The organism is Geomonas diazotrophica, assembly GCF_018919385.1.
Taxonomy (GTDB): Bacteria; Desulfobacterota; Desulfuromonadia; order Geobacterales; family Geobacteraceae; genus Geomonas; species Geomonas diazotrophica.
Window position 1 is genome coordinate 169,291 of the sequence record NZ_JAHLMF010000005.1, and the last position, 17,470, is coordinate 186,760.

Sequence of the window (17,470 nt, forward strand, 5' to 3'; positions counted from 1 at the left end):
CGGTACTTTATTTCACCAGGGCGGCCTTGTCGCCCAGGAAATTTGTGGTTGCGCACGCCTGGCAGGTTATGCTCTCTACCTGTACGTAGCCGTCACTGCTGCCTCCTCCGCCTCCGGCGATATTGACGTCGGAGACCACGATCTCCGCGAACTGGGCCAACGTGGTGTAGCTCTCAGCCGAAGGGGAAACAGCAGGACAAACGTCGAATATAGGCACCAGAATAGTCCAGGTGCCGGTCGAATCCTGTGGCGTTCTCTTTTCGATGAAGGTGTCGTGGAGGACTTTCTTGACCAGTCCCAACCCGTTGTTCGAGTACAGGGTAAGGTCGCAGAGCCCGAGCGGAATATCCTGCCGCCCGTCGATTAGTTTGGCAACCGTACTGTTTTTGCCCAAATCAGTGGCCTTGGAGGTGGCGGAAAACTCGGTCCAGCCGACGGTGTAGGTCTTATCGAGTACCCCGGCCGGGTCCTTCGCCTGGGCCTGGTTGAAGTAGACCCTGAAGGGGGCGGGTTTAGTGCAAAGTTCCTTGCAGAGCACGACCGGAGCCGAAGGCTTGGGCGGCCTGCAGGCGATTGCCTCGGCCCTTGCGGCCATGGTGTCCCAGTTCATCACCCGCGCGAAGAAGGTATCCACGGGCTTGTTGTCCGTGCTGATGCCCGCGCCCGACTCGGAGGTCCTGCGCGTCATGACTTTCACGGCGTTGGCCATCTTGCCGGCCGGCACCACCGCCTGCAGCGTCCTGGAATTCTTGTCCCAGTAGCCCACAACGATGTCGCCGCTGACGCTGTTGGTGTTGTTCAAGTCGACCTTCACCGTTTCCCCGGCGGCCTTGTTGGTCTCGGTGAACTGCTTGGCGGTCTGCCGGGCGACCGTGACGTTGGGCAGCTGCGACACGCCGGCAAGGGCGCCGGCATCGGCGGCATTTTGCAGCTGTCCCTTGGTCAGGTACATGTGACCCATGTCCACCGCAAGACCGACGAAGGCGAACAGGACCACGACCATCAGCGCGATATAGACCAGCGCGAATCCCTTCTGGTCGCTCTTTATTACTCTCCTAAAGGCATCCATGACAGTTCCTTCTCCTGCTCAGGAGTAAGCTTCTTGTCAGTCGGCAGTTCGGTCTTCACCCCCTGCAGAGTGGGTTTCACGAGTTTGGGCGTTATGAAGAAGACGAGTTCCTTCTCGGTGATGTCTTTGCTGCTGGAACGGAACAAGGCCCCCAGGATAGGTATGTCTCCCAGCAGGGGGATCTTGGACATGTTTTTCACCTCCTCCTCCTGCAGCAGTCCCGCGAGTATCAAGCTCTCGCCATCCCGGAGCTCCACGCTGGTTTCGACGGTCCTGGAGTCGATGATGGGATAGCCGTTGACCGGGAGGAACCCCTGGATGCTGCTCACCTCGGCAGGGTTGATCTTCAGGGAGATCATGCCGTTCTCCATGACCTCGGGCTTGAACTTCAGCTTGATGCCGATGGGCTCGTACTTGATGCTCGTGGTGGCCTGCCCGTTGGTGCTCTCGATGATGGCGATGGGGACCTTGCTCCCCGCGAGGAAGTTCCCCTCCTGGTTGCTCTTGACCAGCAGGTTCGGTTCAGCCAGCACCTTGGCGAGCCCCTTGGAGCTCAGGGCCTGGAGCACAGAGGAGATGCCGGCGGGGAAGTAGGAGATGCCGGCCTGGAAGGTGTCCAGCGAGGTAAAATTGCCGATGCCGCTGCCGGTTCCGACCGCCTTGCCGTCGGGCCCGGCGATGAGGTTGGAAAAACCCTCAGCCGTATTCCCCTTGACCAGGAAGCTTATTCCCAGCTTCTTCAGGGAGGTCTTGTCCACCTGGGCGACCTTCACCTGGAGCAGCACCTGCTGCGGCTCGTTGACCGTGATGTTGTTGATGACCTTGGCGGAGAATGCCTTGGCTAAATCCTGGGCCTTGCTCCTGGTCTGGTCGTTGGCGACGTTGCCCGAGAGCACCACGGTGTCGTTGGCGTACTGGACCTCGATGGTGTCATGGGGCGCCATGTCCTTCAGCTGGCTCTGGATCGTTTCGCGGTCTCCGACCACCCTGAGGTCGAAGAAGGTCGGCACGGGGCGCTCGTCCCCCTCCCCCCTGGTCCAGATGATCATGCTGGTGCTACCGATGCTGATCCCGTCCAGCTTCAGCACGTATTCCGAGAGCACCTCGGGCACCACGAACTTGTTGGTGTTCCCCGTGTCGGTCTCCGAGGTTCTCTTTCGCACCGCGCTGGCGGGCACCACGTTGGAGGCGTCGGCGGTGCCGGGCCTGGCCACGGCGACGGTCTCCTCGACATCCTTTTCCTTGGCCTCTTTTTTGGTGTTGGCCAGGGTCACCAGCACGATCTTCTTGTTCTGGCTCTTGAAGTCCACCAGGATGCTCTTATAAAGTCCAACCTCCAGAGGTACGCCGGCGTTTGCCACCGTCACACATGCACAGGTCACCAACAACGCCCAGGCCAGCAACTGCAGTTGTTTTTTCAGGACGATTATCATCAAAGCACCTCATTCGTGAGCTATGTGTCAGCCGATCTATTGAAGAACGAATTCCTTGGTGGTACGCACGCCACCGTCTATCAGCGTCACCGTGTGGCTGGAGCGCGGCGCGGGCGCTTGCGGCCTTGGGGCGGCTTCGGCGCGCGGCTTTTTGACCGCCGGCCGCTTCGCTGCCACCTTGGCCACCTTGGCCACCTTGGCCGGTTTCGGGGCGGCCGCGAGTGCCGGCGTCGCGGCAGGGGGCGGGGCCGAACCGGAAAGCACCCTCGCGATGGTCGCTCCTCTCGCGTCGGTCGGCCCGGTGTCCGCAATGTTCCGCAACAGCAGCTGCAAGGAGCCCCTGCTCGCACCGAGGACGAGCCTCTCCGAGTCGTCGGGGGAGAGGTCGAGGGTGACGGTTGGAACAACCACCGGCTTTCCTTCTTTTTGGTCCGTGATCTGACCAGTGGCGAGGACGGGTACGTTCTGCAGGATGATCTTGCTGATTTTCTCGGATTGGACGCCCGGAATGGGTGTGGTGAGCACGACGTCGACACGATCGTTGGGGGTGATGAATCCCGCCACGCCGGCCACTTCGTTGACGGCAACCGTCACGGCGCGGTGGCCCAGGGGAATGATGTAGGTCATGAAGCCCGACCCCTGCGCACCCCCCTTGGGTTTGAGCTTTTGCTCCGTGACCGCGTCTCCCTTGGAGATGGGGCGGATGGCAACACGTCCGATCAGGGGCTTGGGATCCAGGGAACTCCCCGGCGGGATGCTGTCCTTGGGCCAGGAGGTGACTTTCAGCTGAGGCTGACTTATCGTGGCGCCGATCGGTATGTCGGCGGCGGCAACGACGATCTGCTGTGGCTGAACCGCTTTGGTCTTGTCCATCTCCCCTTGCAGGTAATGGAAGGTGAGCCAGGCTGCAATTCCTGCAAATACCAGAGCAAGAATCGCAACGACGATCACTGCCTTGGGTCGAGTCATAGCACCTCCTGAAAGTAACCAAAACTATTCATAACGCATCGAAGCTTGAGCCGTGATCAGGTTCGTGATGGGGATGAGCAGAGGAAGCACAGCCTCGAACTTGTCCCAAGTCAGCGTGATGGTAACACTGTCGCCGCTGCTCAGACCCGCCGGAGCAGCCAGTTCGGTGTACGCAATGTCGACGACAACTTCATTTTTGGGAATGCCGTTGAAGAGCGAGTTGCAGATGCTGCGGTAGACAGCCCCGTTGGAGGCAGCGTACTCGCTGTCGGTACAGCTCATGGTATGGGTGACGCCGGTCGCCGCCATCCCGTCCGGATGGACCGTGGCATCGAAGTTGGGAGTAACGGCTGCGGTACGGGCACCGGCACGCGCCGCATTGTTGATGGTGTTTTTAAAGTAAAGAAAACGGCCAAACTCAAACAGCCCCATGATCAACAGTATCAAAAGGGGGAGTATTATTGCAGTCTCAACAATCGCCTGTCCTTTTTGATTTTTCATTATTTTTCCCTAAACTATTTACGGCGCCATCTTCATCACTATTGGTATTCTTTTATACAATGCAACACAGATGTCAAGCAATCTAATACAAAAAAAGGAGAACCTTTACCCCTGAGAGATTAGCTCTCTCAGCAAAAAAGATTCTCCCTATACAACAAAAGTACAAGCTAAACCTGAAAGTCAACGGGCGCCTACTGAGTAAGCGCGCTGTTCACCGTACTGAAGGCCTCGCAGGTCTTGTGTCCCAGCGCCGTCATTATGACGATGACCACGATGGCGATCAGAACGAGGATGAGGGCGTACTCTACAAGACCCTGGCCTTTCTGGCTTTTCAGTTTTTCTACGCCGGCAAGCAGATGCAGATAAAGCATTTTGATCCAGTCACTCATGACACGTCTCCTTTTTCGATTGAGATAGCCCAGCACACTGGCCAAGGCGGCGCTGCTAATCATTTACCGGCGTTTTGCACGCTGGAGTTCACCGTCTGATAGGTGTTGTTGAGCTGCTGACCGAAGGCCACCAGCATCAAAAAGATCACCATGGTTATCAGCACCAGCAACAGCGCATACTCGACGAGCCCCTGCCCACCATGATTGCCAACTCGCGAGCACAAGCCAATTAGGCACTTCTTAAGTTTATGCATAGACGATCACAGAGGTCCTGTAGATAGCACTGGCAAATCACCCTGCCACATTTATAATTTAATTATTAACAACTGTCAACTGCACTACCGACCGTTACAAAGATTATAATTCTGTAATCTACTCAGCACGCCCTATGACTTAAAATTAGTCTTTTATAACAAAACACATTCGTCCTAGTTCAGTAATTTATCAGCACGATGCGTGCCGCATCTTCTCTCTGTGAGAGCGGTCTCCTAAATTCCGTCTGATTACTGTCCATTAGCGGATTGGGTTCGGCCGGTGGGATGCGGCGCCGAACCGGAGAGCGTCGGGGAGGTGTAAAGATTGTGTAAACCTGTCTGTAAAGGAAGTGTAAAGGGGCGACGCTGCCGGGGAGGAAGCTACTTCATGTTGTCTATGTTGATCCCGTGCTTCTTTATCAGGGCGTACATGCTGGGACGGCTGATGTTCAACTGGCGGGCGGCCCGGGCGATGACGTAGCCGTTTTGTTCCAGCACCTTGATGACGTAATCCTTCTGGGTTGCCCCGGGCTTGCAGTCGGCTTCCGGGACAGGGGCTGGCCCCCCTTGGTCGAGTTCCATGCACTCCGGGTCGACCACCCTCCCCGTCGCCATCAAAAAGCCCCTGCGCACCTTGTTCTCCAGTTCCCTGACGTTACCCGGCCAGGTATGGTTGCGGATCGCGTCCAGGGCCTCGTCGGAAAACTCCATGAACCGGTTCTCGCTGCGGGAGAACTTTTCCAGGAAATGCCTGGCCAGGCGCACCTTGTCCTCCCCCCTTTCCCGCAGGGGGGGGAGCTTGATGGTGAAGGAGTTGAGCCGGTAGAAGAGGTCGGTGCGAAACTGCCCCTGGGCCATGGCCCGCTGCAGGTCGCAGTTGGTGGCCGCCACGATCCTCACGTCTATCTTCCTCGAGTGCGCAGACCCTACCGGCTGAACCAGCCGGTCCTCGAGAAAGCGCAACAGCTTCGCCTGCAGGGCGGCCGGAAGGTCTCCGATCTCGTCGAGAAAGAGGGTGCCGCCGTCGGCGGACTCGAACTTCCCCTTCTTGGTGGCGTAGGCCCCGGTGAAGGCCCCCTTCTCGTAGCCGAACAGCTCGGCCTCCAGCAGAGTCTCGGGAATGGCGGCGCAGTTCACCGCGACGAAGGGGCCGTCCCTGCGCGAGCTGAGATGGTGCAGGGATCTGGCGGTCAGCTCCTTGCCGGTACCGCTCTCCCCGAGAAGCAGCACGCTCATTTCCGTGGGAGCCACCTTCCTGACCATGGAGAACACGGAGAGCATCCCCTGGCAGGTACCCAAGAACTCCTTGTCGGGGGAGCGGTGCTGCACCTTCAGGAGCTTGGCGTCGACAAACTGGATGATCTTCTGGATGTGCTCGAGGTTGAGCCTGCTCAAGCGGATGTTGAGGCGCTGCGCGAAGGTGTTCTCGATGTGCCGTTCGAGGTAGTTCTTATTGGAGAAGTTGAGGTAGAGGCCGCACTTGTCGCAGGACCCTTCCCTCGAATCGTCGGGATGGCGGCAGTAGGGGCAGGAATCGGTCGGGGGCAGGTTGTCCCTGATGTGCTCCCAAAGGGCCTGCATGGTGTCCTGGTCGGAGTAGAACAGGCGGACGGCGGCCCCCTCCTTACCCTGCCGCACCAGTTTTGCCAGCAGCTCCACCTCCCCCTTGCCGGGAAGGACGGGCTTGATGGCGAAAATTTCGCTCAGCTGGGTGGAAAGACCGACCACCAGGGCGCCGCTCAGGCTGAGTTCCCTGACGGTCACCCGCTCTTCTGGTCTGCCCTCCCGTGCGATGTAGCAAACATTGGAGTCAAGATGCGTGCGGACTCTGACATCAAGTCTCGCCATGCTGCCTCCCAGGAGAACCAGCAACTTCGCTGGACTCTTTAGTTAAAATATGACAATACTATAGACTGACCGAAACGCTTAGACAAGGACAAACTTTCTGGCATAGCGGTCACTCAGGTTCTTTACATGACGAAGTTTTGAGGTAAATCTTACCACGAAGCTACGCATATGACAGTCACGGGGGGCACAATGTTCATTCTGGGGGAAAAGCTGGTTAAGGAAAACATCATTACCCAGTCACAACTTGACGAGGCCCTTGACCGGCAGCGCCGGCTGGGAGGGAGACTGGGGCAGAACCTCGTCGCCCTGGGCCACGTCACCGAAGCGGACATCAGGAAGCAGTACCAGAAGAATCCACCTCCCCCGAAGTGTGTCGAGGACACCGGGCTCGCCCTCTCCTTCCTCACGGACCTCGTCCTGAAGCACATCGTCTTCATGGGGGAATTCCGCATGGGGGACGTGGTGGACCGGATCAAGCTCCCTATCACCATCGTGAACCGGGCGCTGGAGGTGCTGAAGCGGGAGAAGTTCGTCGAGATCAAGGGGGCCACCAGCTACGCGTCGGCCACCTACAGCTTCAAGGTCACCGAAGCCGGGCAAAAGCGCAGCCTGGAGCTGATGGACCTGTGCCGCTACGCCGGCCCGGCGCCGGTAACCCTCGACGAGTACCAGGCCATGGTCGAGTTGCAGACCGTCAAGTTCATCACCATCAGCGACCAGACCCTGAGGGAGGCCTTTTCCCACCTGGTCTGCCGGGAGGACCTGTTCCGGCGCCTGGGCCCCGCGATCACCTCGGGCCAGACGGTCTTCATCTACGGCCCTCCCGGCAACGGCAAGACCGCGATAGCAGAGGCGGTGGGGCGCGTTCCCACGGACTTCATCTACGTACCCTACGCCATCGACGTCGGCGGCCAGATCATCAGCGTCTTCGACCCGGTGAACCACATCCCGGTCCCCCCCGCCCTGCTTCCCGAATACGTGGACCAGCGCTGGGTACTCGTGCGCAGGCCGGTGGTCATGGTGGGGGGCGAGCTGACCATGAGGATGCTCGACCTCGATTTCAACCGCATCTCCAAGTACTACGAGGCCTCGCTGCAGTTGAAGGCCAATAACGGCATCTTCATCCTGGATGACTTCGGCAGGCAGCAGATAGAGCCGCGCGATATCCTGAACCGCTGGATCGTCCCCCTGGACCGGCACATCGACTTCATGACCCTGCACACCGGCATGAAGTTCGCCGTCCCCTTCGACATGCTGGTGATCTTCGCGACCAACCTCGACCCCGCCCAGCTTTTGGACGAGGCGTTCCTGCGCAGGATCAGGTACAAGGTGGAGATAGACCGTCCCACCGAACCGGAGTACCAGAGGATCTTCAAGATGGTCTGCGACTCCAACGAGGTGCCGTTCAACCAGGAGGCCTACGACTACCTGATCAGTTACTGTTACAAGCAGTACGGCGCCATTCCCAATGCCTGTCACCCGCGCGATCTCATAGAGCAGATCATCGTTGAGTCGCGTTACCACGACCGACCGGCCAAACTCACCAAGGAAAGTATTGAGATGGCATGCGCCAATTATTTTGTTAGAATGGAGACATAAGCAAGCTGCGTCACCTTGAATGTGCATTTTCTGGAGGGGTTCGACACACAGCAGTAGTGGCATCCATTGTCATCCACACCGGTCCGGTCATCTGCCAATGCTGATTTCAGTATGAGGATGCCATTACGGGGGAGAGACGGCGATGTTGGTACGCGTAGTGTACGACGAGTTCCAGACAGGAAAGGTGCACGACCACCTTCTCGACACCCTGATCGTGCAGGGGAAGATCCTTGGGTTCTTCCGCTCCGACGGCTACGTCCGCGTCGGTCACGATCCGGTGAGGGGTTCGGGTGGGACGTATGCCGGGCATGACCGCAGGCGCATCCTGAAGGCCGCGTAAGCGTCCAGGCTGCCTGTCACCGGTTCAAAATTTCCTTCGTCACGTCACCGATCCGGCGCTGCCACAGCGGCAGATGCCAAGGGGACGTCTATCCGTCAGGCATCCTTCACGCCCCCCCCTCTTCCTGCCGCGCTGTCGCTGCATTTCTTCTCACCTTTAGCTTTCGCCGGATCCAACCAAGACACATCCCCCCGCCCCACTTCGCAATGGGTGATTCCGGTTCGCGTGCATTTTGCTCTTCGCCGGCACCTACCAGATATCTTTCCCGAGAATTGCGGCCGTCCCCAACGCCCCCCTTCTGAAGCACCCCGAATCGCCTCTCCGGAAGAGTCTTTTTTTGTCGCCATTGTTGACACCTCGACAGCCCGGGATAGATTTAATATTCCTAATTATAAAAAAAATATATAGTTTTAATCACCTCGCCTGAGGAGTGACGGGCGAGTCTACCCGGCCGTCGGCGACGTTCCCACGGCTGCGGCTGGCCCATATCCGTTCGCTTTCACTGCATTTACCCTACTAACGGACCTGATACCGAGATGAGGACCATGACTTCCCATTACAAGCGTGTGAGTCCAAAGGAGGGAAACACCATGGCCATTACCCGGGGAGTAACATTCAACTTCACCGGACCAGGAGAGGGACGAAAATGAGCATGTTATACCTGTGGCATCCTTCGGTAAGCGCAGACGGAACGGTGGTGGACTTCATCCTGACCCGAGGCGATTCGGACCAGGTGGGGGGCGGCTCCGAGCGATTCGTGGGGGCACTGATCGGCGCGCTCGACCTGGGCGCCGAGCCGCTCAAATGGGGTATAAAGCCGTACCGGTGCAACTACTACAGCGAATACTGGGAGGAAGAAGGGTGGCAATCCAGGTGGGACTTCGTCTGGCGGGTCACCATCCACTTCAGGGTGCAGGTCGCGGTCGAGCCGCTCAGGCTCGGGTACCTGGGGATCAGCGACATCGACGACTACTCTCCGGAGGTCGAGAGCTACAAGTTCGAGCCGTACTCCTGCCTGGCAGTCGCCGTGTTCGATTCCGAGAACAGGGCCAAGGACACCGCGCGCAGGCTGATCACCGACAAGGAGCTGACCGCCGCCAGAAAAGAGGTGCCGGCACCCGACCCGGTGGTGCAGGTGGTGCGGGTGCAAAACGGGGAATTCCATGTGCGGGCGTCCCTCGGGTCGGGGGATGAAACCTTTTTCCGGGGGGCATACCCCGACACGGTGCTCACCTTCCTCCAGGCGTCAGGAGGCGTCATCCATGCCAAAGCATAGCCGCCACCCACCTGAAAGCGACGATGCGGTAAACCTCGAGCTCGCCCTGGAGTGGCTGAGCCGGCTCGTTACCGGCTACCTCCGGGTCCGCCTGGAACATTCCGAGGAGTTCCTCCCCCCTCCCCTGGAGTTCTACAGCGAGGACTCGCCGATCGAGTTGTTCATCAAGAGCCAGGACCCCACCCGGGAGGAGTTCGCCGCGGTGATGATCGCCTTGGCGCCCCACCTGCGCCCGGGGTTCTTCAACAAGATCCTGGGGAAGCTGCTCCCGGAAGGGGGTGAACTCCCCGAATTCGGCGGCGTGACCGGAGCGGACCAGCGTTCCATCCTCCCAACCGGCGAGACAGCGCAGTACATCCTGGCCGGGCAGGACGTGAGAAAGAGGATCGAGGTGCAGCGTTTCTTCACAAGCGATCACTGGTTCGCGAAGAAGCGGATACTCTGGCTGGAACCGGTGCGCCCGGGTGAACCGGTGATGAGCGGACGGCTCTGCATCGACCCCGAGCTGGTGGAATGGGTCACCCTTGGGACCGTGGGCAGGCCCCGCTTTAGCGCCGAGTTCCCTGCGCAGGCCATTGAAACGGAGCTTGAGTGGGAAGACCTGGTGCTGCATCCCGAGACCCTGCACCAGATCCGCGAAATAGAGAATTGGATCAACCACAACCGGACCCTGATCCCCATGCCGCGCCCTGAGGAGCGTTACCGGATCTGGTGCAACGCCTTCCCCCCCCAGGTCGAGATCTCCCCGGAGATCGACTGGCGCCAGATCGCAGCCCGCTACGAGTTGTCAGGGGCGGGGATCATGAACGTGATCCATTACTGTGTGCTGGAGGTGCTGGCGGACAAGACGCGGCGGCTGGAGCCGAAGCGGCTGGAGCAGGCGATTTTGAGGGAGTACGTGAAGGAGGGAAAGGTTGTGTAGGGGAGAGGGACCAGTTCAGAATTTCCTGCTGTCGTAGGCCCAGTGCAGCAAGGCCTGGCGCTGCCTCCTGCGGCAGGTGAGCACCCCTTCGGGGCAGTTGTGCCTGACCTGTGCGATGTGCCTCGTCATCGCCTTCCAGCGCTTGATCTGGCGCGCGTCGTCCGGGCAGCGGCGCCCCATGTAATAGCGGCAGTACCACTGGAACCAGCCGCGCGGGTCGTCGCTGTAGATCCATCCCTTCTCGCGCCAGTAGGAAAGCGGCTTGGAGGCGTTGACGCCGAAGAAGTTGTATTCCGCAACGTGCCGTTCGTGGCAGAGCCTCGCGTTGACGAACCACTCTTTCGGGAACTCGTCCCGGCAGTCGGTCATGTACTTCCCGCCGAAGACGCCCATCTCCAGCATCTCCCTGGGAGTAAGGTCGGGCTTGAACTCAGGATGAAAGTTCTCCCCCACCGGCTCTGTCCGGTAATAGACGTACCCCTGCTGCATCATGTCGTTGACGCATACTCTGATTTTATTCACCGTTACTTGTACTCCCCCCGCAAAGCGGTAAAAATATCCGGACCAAATGTACAATGCGGAGAACGAGTGTCAAGCTGCGGAAATCAGTTGCGTGTGCCGTCCCTGCTTTGATACAACCGCCCCTGTTCCGATCCGCTCCTCAGGCGGACCGGCGATAACCAGTTAGGGAGGCAGCGTCGCCATGATCAGCATCGAAGAAGCGCAACGGATCATCCTCGAACAGGTCGCACCGCTGGAAACGGAGAAGGTGACCGTTTTTCACGCCTTGAACCGGATCACCCCGCAGGACCATATCGCCCCGTGGGACATCCCCGCCGCCGACAACTCGGCCATGGACGGCTTCGCCTTCCTCCATGCAGGGGTCAGGGAGAACCGGCTCAGGGTGTGCGGCTTCCTCCCCGCCGGCGAGGTGCGCAGCGAACCGGTCCCTCCGGGCGAGGCGGTGAGAATCATGACCGGCGCGCCGGTTCCTCCCGGTTGCGATACCGTGGTCCCCATCGAAGACGTCGAAGAGGACGGGGAATGGATCGTGCTGCGCGGCAAGGTGAAGGGCGGAGACCACGTGCGGCAACGCGGCGAGGACATAACCAGGGGCGACGTGGTGATCCCGGCCGGCTCGCTGTTGCGCCCGCAGGAAATCGGCATGCTTTCCGCCATGGGGAGCACCTCCCTCGCGGTGCATCGGCGCGCGCGGGTGGCGATACTGGCCACCGGCGACGAGCTGCTCGAGCCGGGGGCAACGCCGGAACCGGGCAAGCTCATCAACAGCAACAGCTACAGCCTCGCCGCCCAGGTGCTGGATGCCGGGGGAGACCCGGTGCTCCTGGGGATCGCCCGCGACACCCTGGAGGCCACCTGCGACAAGATCCGGGCCGGGCTCAACGCCGACTTCCTGGTGATCACCGGAGGGGTCTCGGTGGGGGACCGCGATTTCGTCAAGGCCGCCATCGAGGAGCTCGGGGGGAGCGTCAGCTTCTGGAAGGTGAACATGAAGCCGGGCAAGCCGCTCGCCTTCGCGACGCTGCAGGGAAAACCGGTCTTCGCCCTGCCCGGCAACCCGGTCGCCGCCATGGTTTCCTTCGAGCTTTTCGTCCGCCCCACCCTGCTGAAGGCGATGGGACACGAGCGGGTCTTCCGGCCGGTGGTCCAGGCCGAGCTGAGGGAATCGACCGCCAACAAGGGCAACCGCCCGCACCTGGTGCGAGGCATCGTGTCGCGTCACAACGGGCGTTACCTCGTCTCCACCACCGGCAACCAGAGTTCCGGCCGCCTCTCCTCACTCATCCTCGGTAACGGCCTGATGAAGCTGGCCCCGGAATCCACCTACCCCGCAGGGGAGCAGGTCGACGTCATCCTCCTGGATCGCGATTTCGAGATGAGCCCCCTTGAGGGGTGATGCCCCTCCCCCCTCCGCCTTTCGCAACACGCCTGTCGCCATGCCTGCCGCCCCGAATGGTGGCATGGCCCCGCCGCCCCCGTGCCGCCCCAAAGGTAATTTCGAAGACCGCATCCTCGCCCACCGAAACCATGCTTGCCTCCCCCCCCTGCGAACTCTGAATTCGATGTTATAATGAATCCGCCTCTGCCGGGACCTCATTAGCGAAAGGTCCATCTCCACTTTTTTGATTTAGGTCAAGAACCTTAACAAACTCCTGTTCTAGAGTCTCCTTTATCCGAACTGTTTACAACATCGCCACGCCGTGCAACCGCCGCATCAGCAGGGCGTATCGACACGCCAGAAGTTCAAGGAGAGCATCCATGCCACTTTCGCCGTTGACGCCGATTCGTTTTATTCTCGCAATCATGCTGGTAATACCCCTCTCCGGGACCGCACGGGCAGACGGTGGCAAGGAGCTCTTCGACAAGCACTGTGCCTCCTGCCACACCATCGGGGGTGGCGACGGCGGCGGCCCCGACCTGAAGGGTGTCGGGGCCAAGCACCCCCCGGAGTGGCTGGTGAAGCTCATCACCGATCCCGGCAAGCTGACCGCGGAGAAGGACCCGGCCCAGGCGGAACTGGTGAAGAAGTTCGGCTTCGAGATGCCCAACGTCGGGGTGAGCCGCGGCGATGCCGAGAAGATCGTCGCATTCCTGGGGGGTGGCGCTCCCGCTCCCGCTGGCGCGGGTAAAGCGGCCCCGGCGGCGACCGCACCGGCCCAGGCCGAGGCCCCCCAGCAACCGGCGGAAGTGGTGGTCACCAAGGAACTCCTGGCGACCGGGCGCGACCTGTTCACCGGGAAGCAGCGTTTCGCCAAGGGGGGCGCCCCCTGCGTCTCCTGCCACCGCTTCGCCTACCCCGGCATCTACGGCGGCGCCCTTGCGGCGGACCTCACCGACCTCTACGGCAAGATGGGTGAGAACGGGGTGCGCGGGGTGCTGAAGAGCCTCAGTTTCCCGGTCATGAAGAAGATCTACGCGGAACGTCCCCTGACCGATGAAGAGTCCACCGCGTTGATCGCGCTGTTCAAGGACGCCGCCGCCAGAAAGCATGCTGCCAGCGACCCGTACCCCGCGGCGGGCCTCGGCTTCTTCGCCCTCTGCCTCATCGCCGTGCTGCTCTTCAAGAGGAGAACCAAGTAATGTCACACGACAGGATCAAGGACGACTGCTCGGCGCACAACCGCCAGTGGGAGGAGCTTTACCGGAACCGCGCCCAGTACGACAAGGTGGTACGCAGCACCCACGGGGTCAACTGTACCGGCGGCTGCAGCTGGATGGTGCACGTGAAGGACGGCATCGTCGGATGGGAGCTGCAGGCGAACGACTACCCGCAGTTCGACGGCACCATCCCGAACCACGAACCGCGCGGCTGCACCCGCGGCATCAGCTTCTCCTGGTACCTCTACAGCCCGCTGCGCGTCAAGCACCCCTACCTGCGCGGCACCCTTTTGGACCGCTGGACCGAGGCGAAAAAGCTGTTCGCCGACCCGGTCGAGGCGTGGGCCAGCATCGTGGAGAACCCGGAGTCCCGCGCCTCCTACACCGGACAGCGCGGCATGGGTGGCTTCCGGCGCGGCGACTGGGAGACCGCCACCGAGATCATCGCGGCCTCCAGCATCTACACGGCCAAGAAGCACGGCCCGGACCGGGTGGTCGGTTTCTCCCCCATCCCCGCCATGTCGATGATCAGCTACGCCGCGGGCAGCCGCTTTCTGCAACTCTTCGGCGGCGTCGCACTGAGCTTCTACGACTGGTACTGCGACCTTCCCCCCGCGTCCCCGCAGGTCTGGGGCGAGCAGACCGACGTGAACGAGTCGGCGGACTGGTACAACGCCTCCTACATCGTCCTGTGCGGCTCCAACGTCCCGATGACCCGCACTCCGGACGCCCATTACCTCACCGAGGCGCGCTACCGCGGCACCAAGGTGGTGGTGATGTCGCCGGACTACTCCATGGCGAGCAAGTTCGCCGACGCCTGGCTCCCGGTCGAGCAGGGGCACGACGGCGCCTTCTGGATGGCACTGAACCACGTGATCCTGAAGGAGTTCTACGCGGAGCGCAAGGTCCCCTTCTTCGAGGAGTACGTCACCCGGTACACCGACTTCCCGTTCCTGGTCGAGCTCACGCCGGACGTTGACAAGGCACCCGGCGCCTGGCGCCAGGGCGAGCTGCTGCGCGCCGCGCGCTTCGAGCGTTCCGCCTCCCTGGAGCACGCCGAGTGGTGCCTGTGCGTCGCCGACAAAAGCGGCGAGGTGCGCGTCCCCAACGGCAGCATCGGCTCGCGCTGGAGCAAGCAGGAGGGGAACTGGAACCTCGACATGAAGGACGTGGTGGACGGCGCGGAGATCGATCCCGCCCTCACCTTCCTCGGGCAGGAAACACGCAAGGTCCTGTTCCGCTTCGAGGGGGATAAGGACGCGCTGCGCGAGGTGCCGGTGCGCCGCGTCGCGACGGCTGACGGCGAGATCGTGGTGACCACGGTCTTCGATCTCCTCATGGCCCAGTTCGGCGTATCCCGGGGGCTCTCCGGCGACTACCCGCACGGCTACGACTCCGACCTCCCCTTCACCCCGAAGTGGCAGGAAAAGCACACCGGCATCGACGCGGAAACCCTGGTGAAGATCGCGCGCGAGTGGGGCGAGAACGGCGAGCAGAGCCGGGGACGCAACATGATCATCATCGGCGCCGGGGTGAACCACTGGTATCACAACGACCTCATCTACCGCGCCGCCATAACGGCGCTGATCCTCACCGGGAGCGTCGGCAGAAACGGTGCGGGTCTCGCCCACTACGTCGGGCAGGAAAAGGTGGCCCCGCTTTCTCCCTGGACCTCCATCGCCATGGCGCAGGACTGGGTCAAAGGGAGCCGCCTGCAGAACGCGCCGACCTTCTGGTACATGCACTCGGACCAGTGGCGCTACGACCGCAACTTCGTGGACTACTTCAAGCCGGAGACCGGGGACAAGATGCCCATGCACGCGGCGGACTTCAACGCCAAGGCGGTGCGCCTGGGGTGGCTCCCCTTCGCGCCGCACTTCGACGCCAACCCGCTTGAGCTTTTGAAGCAGGCCAAGGCCGAGGGGTGCGGGGACGACGACGCCACCCGCTCCTGGCTGGTGGACCGGTTGAAAAGCGGCAAGACGCGCTTCGCCGTCGAGGACCCGGACGCCCCGGGCAACTCCCCCAAGGTCTGGTTCATCTGGCGCGGCAACGCCATCTCGGCCTCCGCCAAGGGGCACGAGTTCTTCCTGAAGCACGTGCTGGGCGCACCCAACTCCAGCGCCACCGCGAAGGAGGTCGCCAAGGGGCAGGTGCAGGACATCGTCTGGCACGAAAAGGCGCCCGAGGCGAAGGTCGACCTGGTCGTGGACCTGAACTTCAGGATGGACACCTCCACCCTGTACTCGGACATCGTGCTCCCCGCGGCCACCTGGTACGAGAAGAGCGACCTGAACACAACCGACATGCACTCCTTCGTGAACTGCATGGACGCCGCGGTGCCCCCCTCATGGGAGTCGAAATCGGACTGGAAGATCTTCAGCATGATCGCCAAGAAGGTGAGCGAGCTCGCGGCTACGCATCTTCCGACGCCGGTGAAGGACGTGATCGCGGCCCCCCTTCTGCACGACACCCCGGGTGAGATCGCCCAGCGCACGGTGCAGGACTGGAAACTGGGGGAATGCGAGCCGGTTCCGGGGAAGACCATGCCCAACCTGGCCATCGTGGAGCGCGACTACGTGAACCTCTACAACCGCTTCCTCTCGCTCGGCCCCGGCATCGGGCACCTGGGGTCGCACGGCAATTACTACGATGCGGACGACGAACACGAAAAGCTTTTGAGGGAACTCCCCAACCGGAGCTGGAACGGCAAGAGCTTCGTCGATCTTGCCGACGAAAAGGTGGTGGCGGACGTGATCCTGTCCCTCGCCCCGGAGACCAACGGCGAGCTGGCGCACCGCGCCTACCGGAACCTGGAAAAGCGGGTCGGCAAGCCCCTGGCGCAGATCGCGGATGGCGCGCGCGAGATCCGGGTGAAGTGGGAGGACGTGACCCAGAAGCCGCGCCGGGTGATCAACTCGCCGATCTGGAGCGGGCTCGTGAACGGCGGGCGCCCCTACTCCCCCTTCACGCTGAACGTCGAGCACCTGGTCCCCTGGCGCACCCTTTCCGGGCGGCAGTCGCTCTACCTGGACCACCCCTACTACCGGGAGTTCCACGAGGGGCTCCCCACTTTCAAGGGGAAACTGAATCCGGCGCTTCTGGACGAGACCGAGGGGGAGACCGGGCTGGTGCTTAACTTCCTGACCCCGCACGGCAAGTGGGGGATCCACTCCACCTACAGCGACAACCTGCGGATGCTCACCCTCTCGCGCGGCGGGCAGGCGGTCTGGCTGAACCACCTCGATGCGGCCGGAGCCGGCATCGAGGACAACGAGCAGATCGAGGTCTACAACGCAAACGGCGTCGTGGTCTGTCGCTCCATCGTCTCCTCCAGGATCCCGAGGGGTGCGGCGGTCATGTACCACGCGCCGGAGCGGACCCTGAACATCAAGAAGTCGAAGAAAAGCGGCAAGCGTGGCGGCGTGCACAACAGCCTCTCCAGGATCCGCCTCAAGCCGACCCTGATGCTTGGGGGGTACGCTCAGTTCAGCTACTACTTCAACTACTGGGGGCCAACCGGCGTCAACCGCGACAGTTACGTGGTGGTCAGGAAGCTCAAGTAAAGTCTGCACGTCTTTGGGGGGGCGACCTGTAGGGGCGAATGATCATTCGCCCAAACCTGGCCGCGCCACCCCACATCGTCACCTTTCAAGGGGCACGCTGGGCAGGGCGAATGATTATTCGCCCCTACGGTTACCACGAACGCAATAAAACGCCGAGCGCTGTAAATCCCGATCGTGAGCGGCC

Annotated in this window: 15 protein-coding genes; 7 read left to right on the forward strand and 8 right to left on the reverse strand. The window is 61.3% G+C overall.

Annotated elements, in window-relative coordinates:
- Nucleotides 1-7: 7 nt before the first annotated feature.
- The 7 genes from KOM00_RS06725 to KOM00_RS06755 form a co-directional block, all read right to left on the reverse strand.
- Nucleotides 8-1,069, reverse strand: a complete 1,062-nt coding sequence (locus tag KOM00_RS06725) for a pilus assembly protein TadG-related protein (protein ID WP_216498125.1) — start codon at nt 1,067-1,069, stop codon at nt 8-10.
- Nucleotides 1,048-2,502, reverse strand: coding sequence for a type II and III secretion system protein family protein (locus tag KOM00_RS06730; RefSeq protein ID WP_216498265.1), 1,455 nt, complete (start codon nt 2,500-2,502; stop codon nt 1,048-1,050). Before KOM00_RS06730 ends, KOM00_RS06725 begins: the two co-directional genes overlap by 22 nt.
- Before the next feature lie 36 nt (nt 2,503-2,538).
- Nucleotides 2,539-3,471 carry a Flp pilus assembly protein CpaB gene (gene cpaB / locus KOM00_RS06735; protein ID WP_216498127.1) on the reverse strand — a complete coding sequence of 311 codons (933 nt, stop codon included), beginning with the start codon at nt 3,469-3,471 and terminating at the stop codon, nt 2,539-2,541.
- Nucleotides 3,472-3,495: 24 nt separating this feature from the next.
- Nucleotides 3,496-3,972 carry a TadE/TadG family type IV pilus assembly protein gene (locus KOM00_RS06740; RefSeq protein WP_216498128.1) on the reverse strand — a complete coding sequence of 159 codons (477 nt, stop codon included), beginning with the start codon at nt 3,970-3,972 and terminating at the stop codon, nt 3,496-3,498.
- A gap of 191 nt (nt 3,973-4,163) precedes the next feature.
- The gene (locus KOM00_RS06745) at nt 4,164-4,361 is read right to left on the reverse strand and encodes a Flp family type IVb pilin (protein ID WP_236026790.1); all 198 of its coding nucleotides are present in this window, start codon (nt 4,359-4,361) and stop codon (nt 4,164-4,166) included.
- Between the two features lie 59 nt (nt 4,362-4,420).
- A complete protein-coding gene (locus KOM00_RS06750; protein ID WP_216498129.1) occupies nt 4,421-4,585 on the reverse strand; it encodes a TadE/TadG family type IV pilus assembly protein in 165 nt (54 codons plus the stop codon).
- 411 nt (nt 4,586-4,996) lie between these two features.
- On the reverse strand, nt 4,997-6,463 hold the full coding sequence (locus KOM00_RS06755; RefSeq protein WP_216498131.1) for a sigma-54 interaction domain-containing protein: 1,467 nt from the start codon (nt 6,461-6,463) through the stop codon (nt 4,997-4,999).
- Between the two features lie 189 nt (nt 6,464-6,652).
- Between KOM00_RS06755 and KOM00_RS06760 the strand changes: the two genes are divergently transcribed.
- The 4 genes from KOM00_RS06760 (at nt 6,653) to KOM00_RS06775 (ending at nt 10,600) form a co-directional block, all read left to right on the forward strand.
- On the forward strand, nt 6,653-8,062 hold the full coding sequence (locus tag KOM00_RS06760; protein ID WP_216498132.1) for an ATP-binding protein: 1,410 nt from the start codon (nt 6,653-6,655) through the stop codon (nt 8,060-8,062).
- Between the two features lie 142 nt (nt 8,063-8,204).
- A complete protein-coding gene (locus KOM00_RS06765; protein WP_216498133.1) occupies nt 8,205-8,402 on the forward strand; it encodes a GSU3473 family protein in 198 nt (65 codons plus the stop codon).
- A gap of 646 nt (nt 8,403-9,048) precedes the next feature.
- Nucleotides 9,049-9,678 (forward strand): hypothetical protein, encoded by a 630-nt coding sequence (locus tag KOM00_RS06770; RefSeq protein ID WP_216498134.1) that lies wholly within the window; start codon nt 9,049-9,051, stop codon nt 9,676-9,678.
- Nucleotides 9,665-10,600 carry a hypothetical protein gene (locus KOM00_RS06775; protein ID WP_216498135.1) on the forward strand — a complete coding sequence of 312 codons (936 nt, stop codon included), beginning with the start codon at nt 9,665-9,667 and terminating at the stop codon, nt 10,598-10,600. Before KOM00_RS06770 ends, KOM00_RS06775 begins: the two co-directional genes overlap by 14 nt.
- A 15-nt stretch (nt 10,601-10,615) precedes the next feature.
- On the opposite strand, the gene KOM00_RS06780 is transcribed toward KOM00_RS06775, so the two are convergent.
- Entirely contained in the window at nt 10,616-11,122 is a 507-nt protein-coding gene (locus KOM00_RS06780; protein WP_216498136.1) for a hypothetical protein, read from the reverse strand.
- Between the two features lie 181 nt (nt 11,123-11,303).
- Between KOM00_RS06780 and KOM00_RS06785 the strand changes: the two genes are divergently transcribed.
- The 3 genes from KOM00_RS06785 to KOM00_RS06795 all read left to right on the forward strand — a co-directional run bounded on the left by KOM00_RS06785 (nt 11,304) and on the right by KOM00_RS06795 (nt 17,286).
- Nucleotides 11,304-12,518, forward strand: coding sequence for a molybdopterin molybdotransferase MoeA (locus KOM00_RS06785; protein ID WP_216498137.1), 1,215 nt, complete (start codon nt 11,304-11,306; stop codon nt 12,516-12,518).
- A 362-nt stretch (nt 12,519-12,880) separates the two neighbouring features.
- Nucleotides 12,881-13,702, forward strand: a complete 822-nt coding sequence (locus KOM00_RS06790; RefSeq protein ID WP_216498138.1) for a c-type cytochrome — start codon at nt 12,881-12,883, stop codon at nt 13,700-13,702.
- Complete coding sequence (locus tag KOM00_RS06795; protein ID WP_216498139.1) at nt 13,702-17,286, forward strand: nitrate reductase subunit alpha; 3,585 nt, start codon at nt 13,702-13,704, stop codon at nt 17,284-17,286. Before KOM00_RS06790 ends, KOM00_RS06795 begins: the two co-directional genes overlap by 1 nt.
- Nucleotides 17,287-17,470 lie beyond the last annotated feature (184 nt).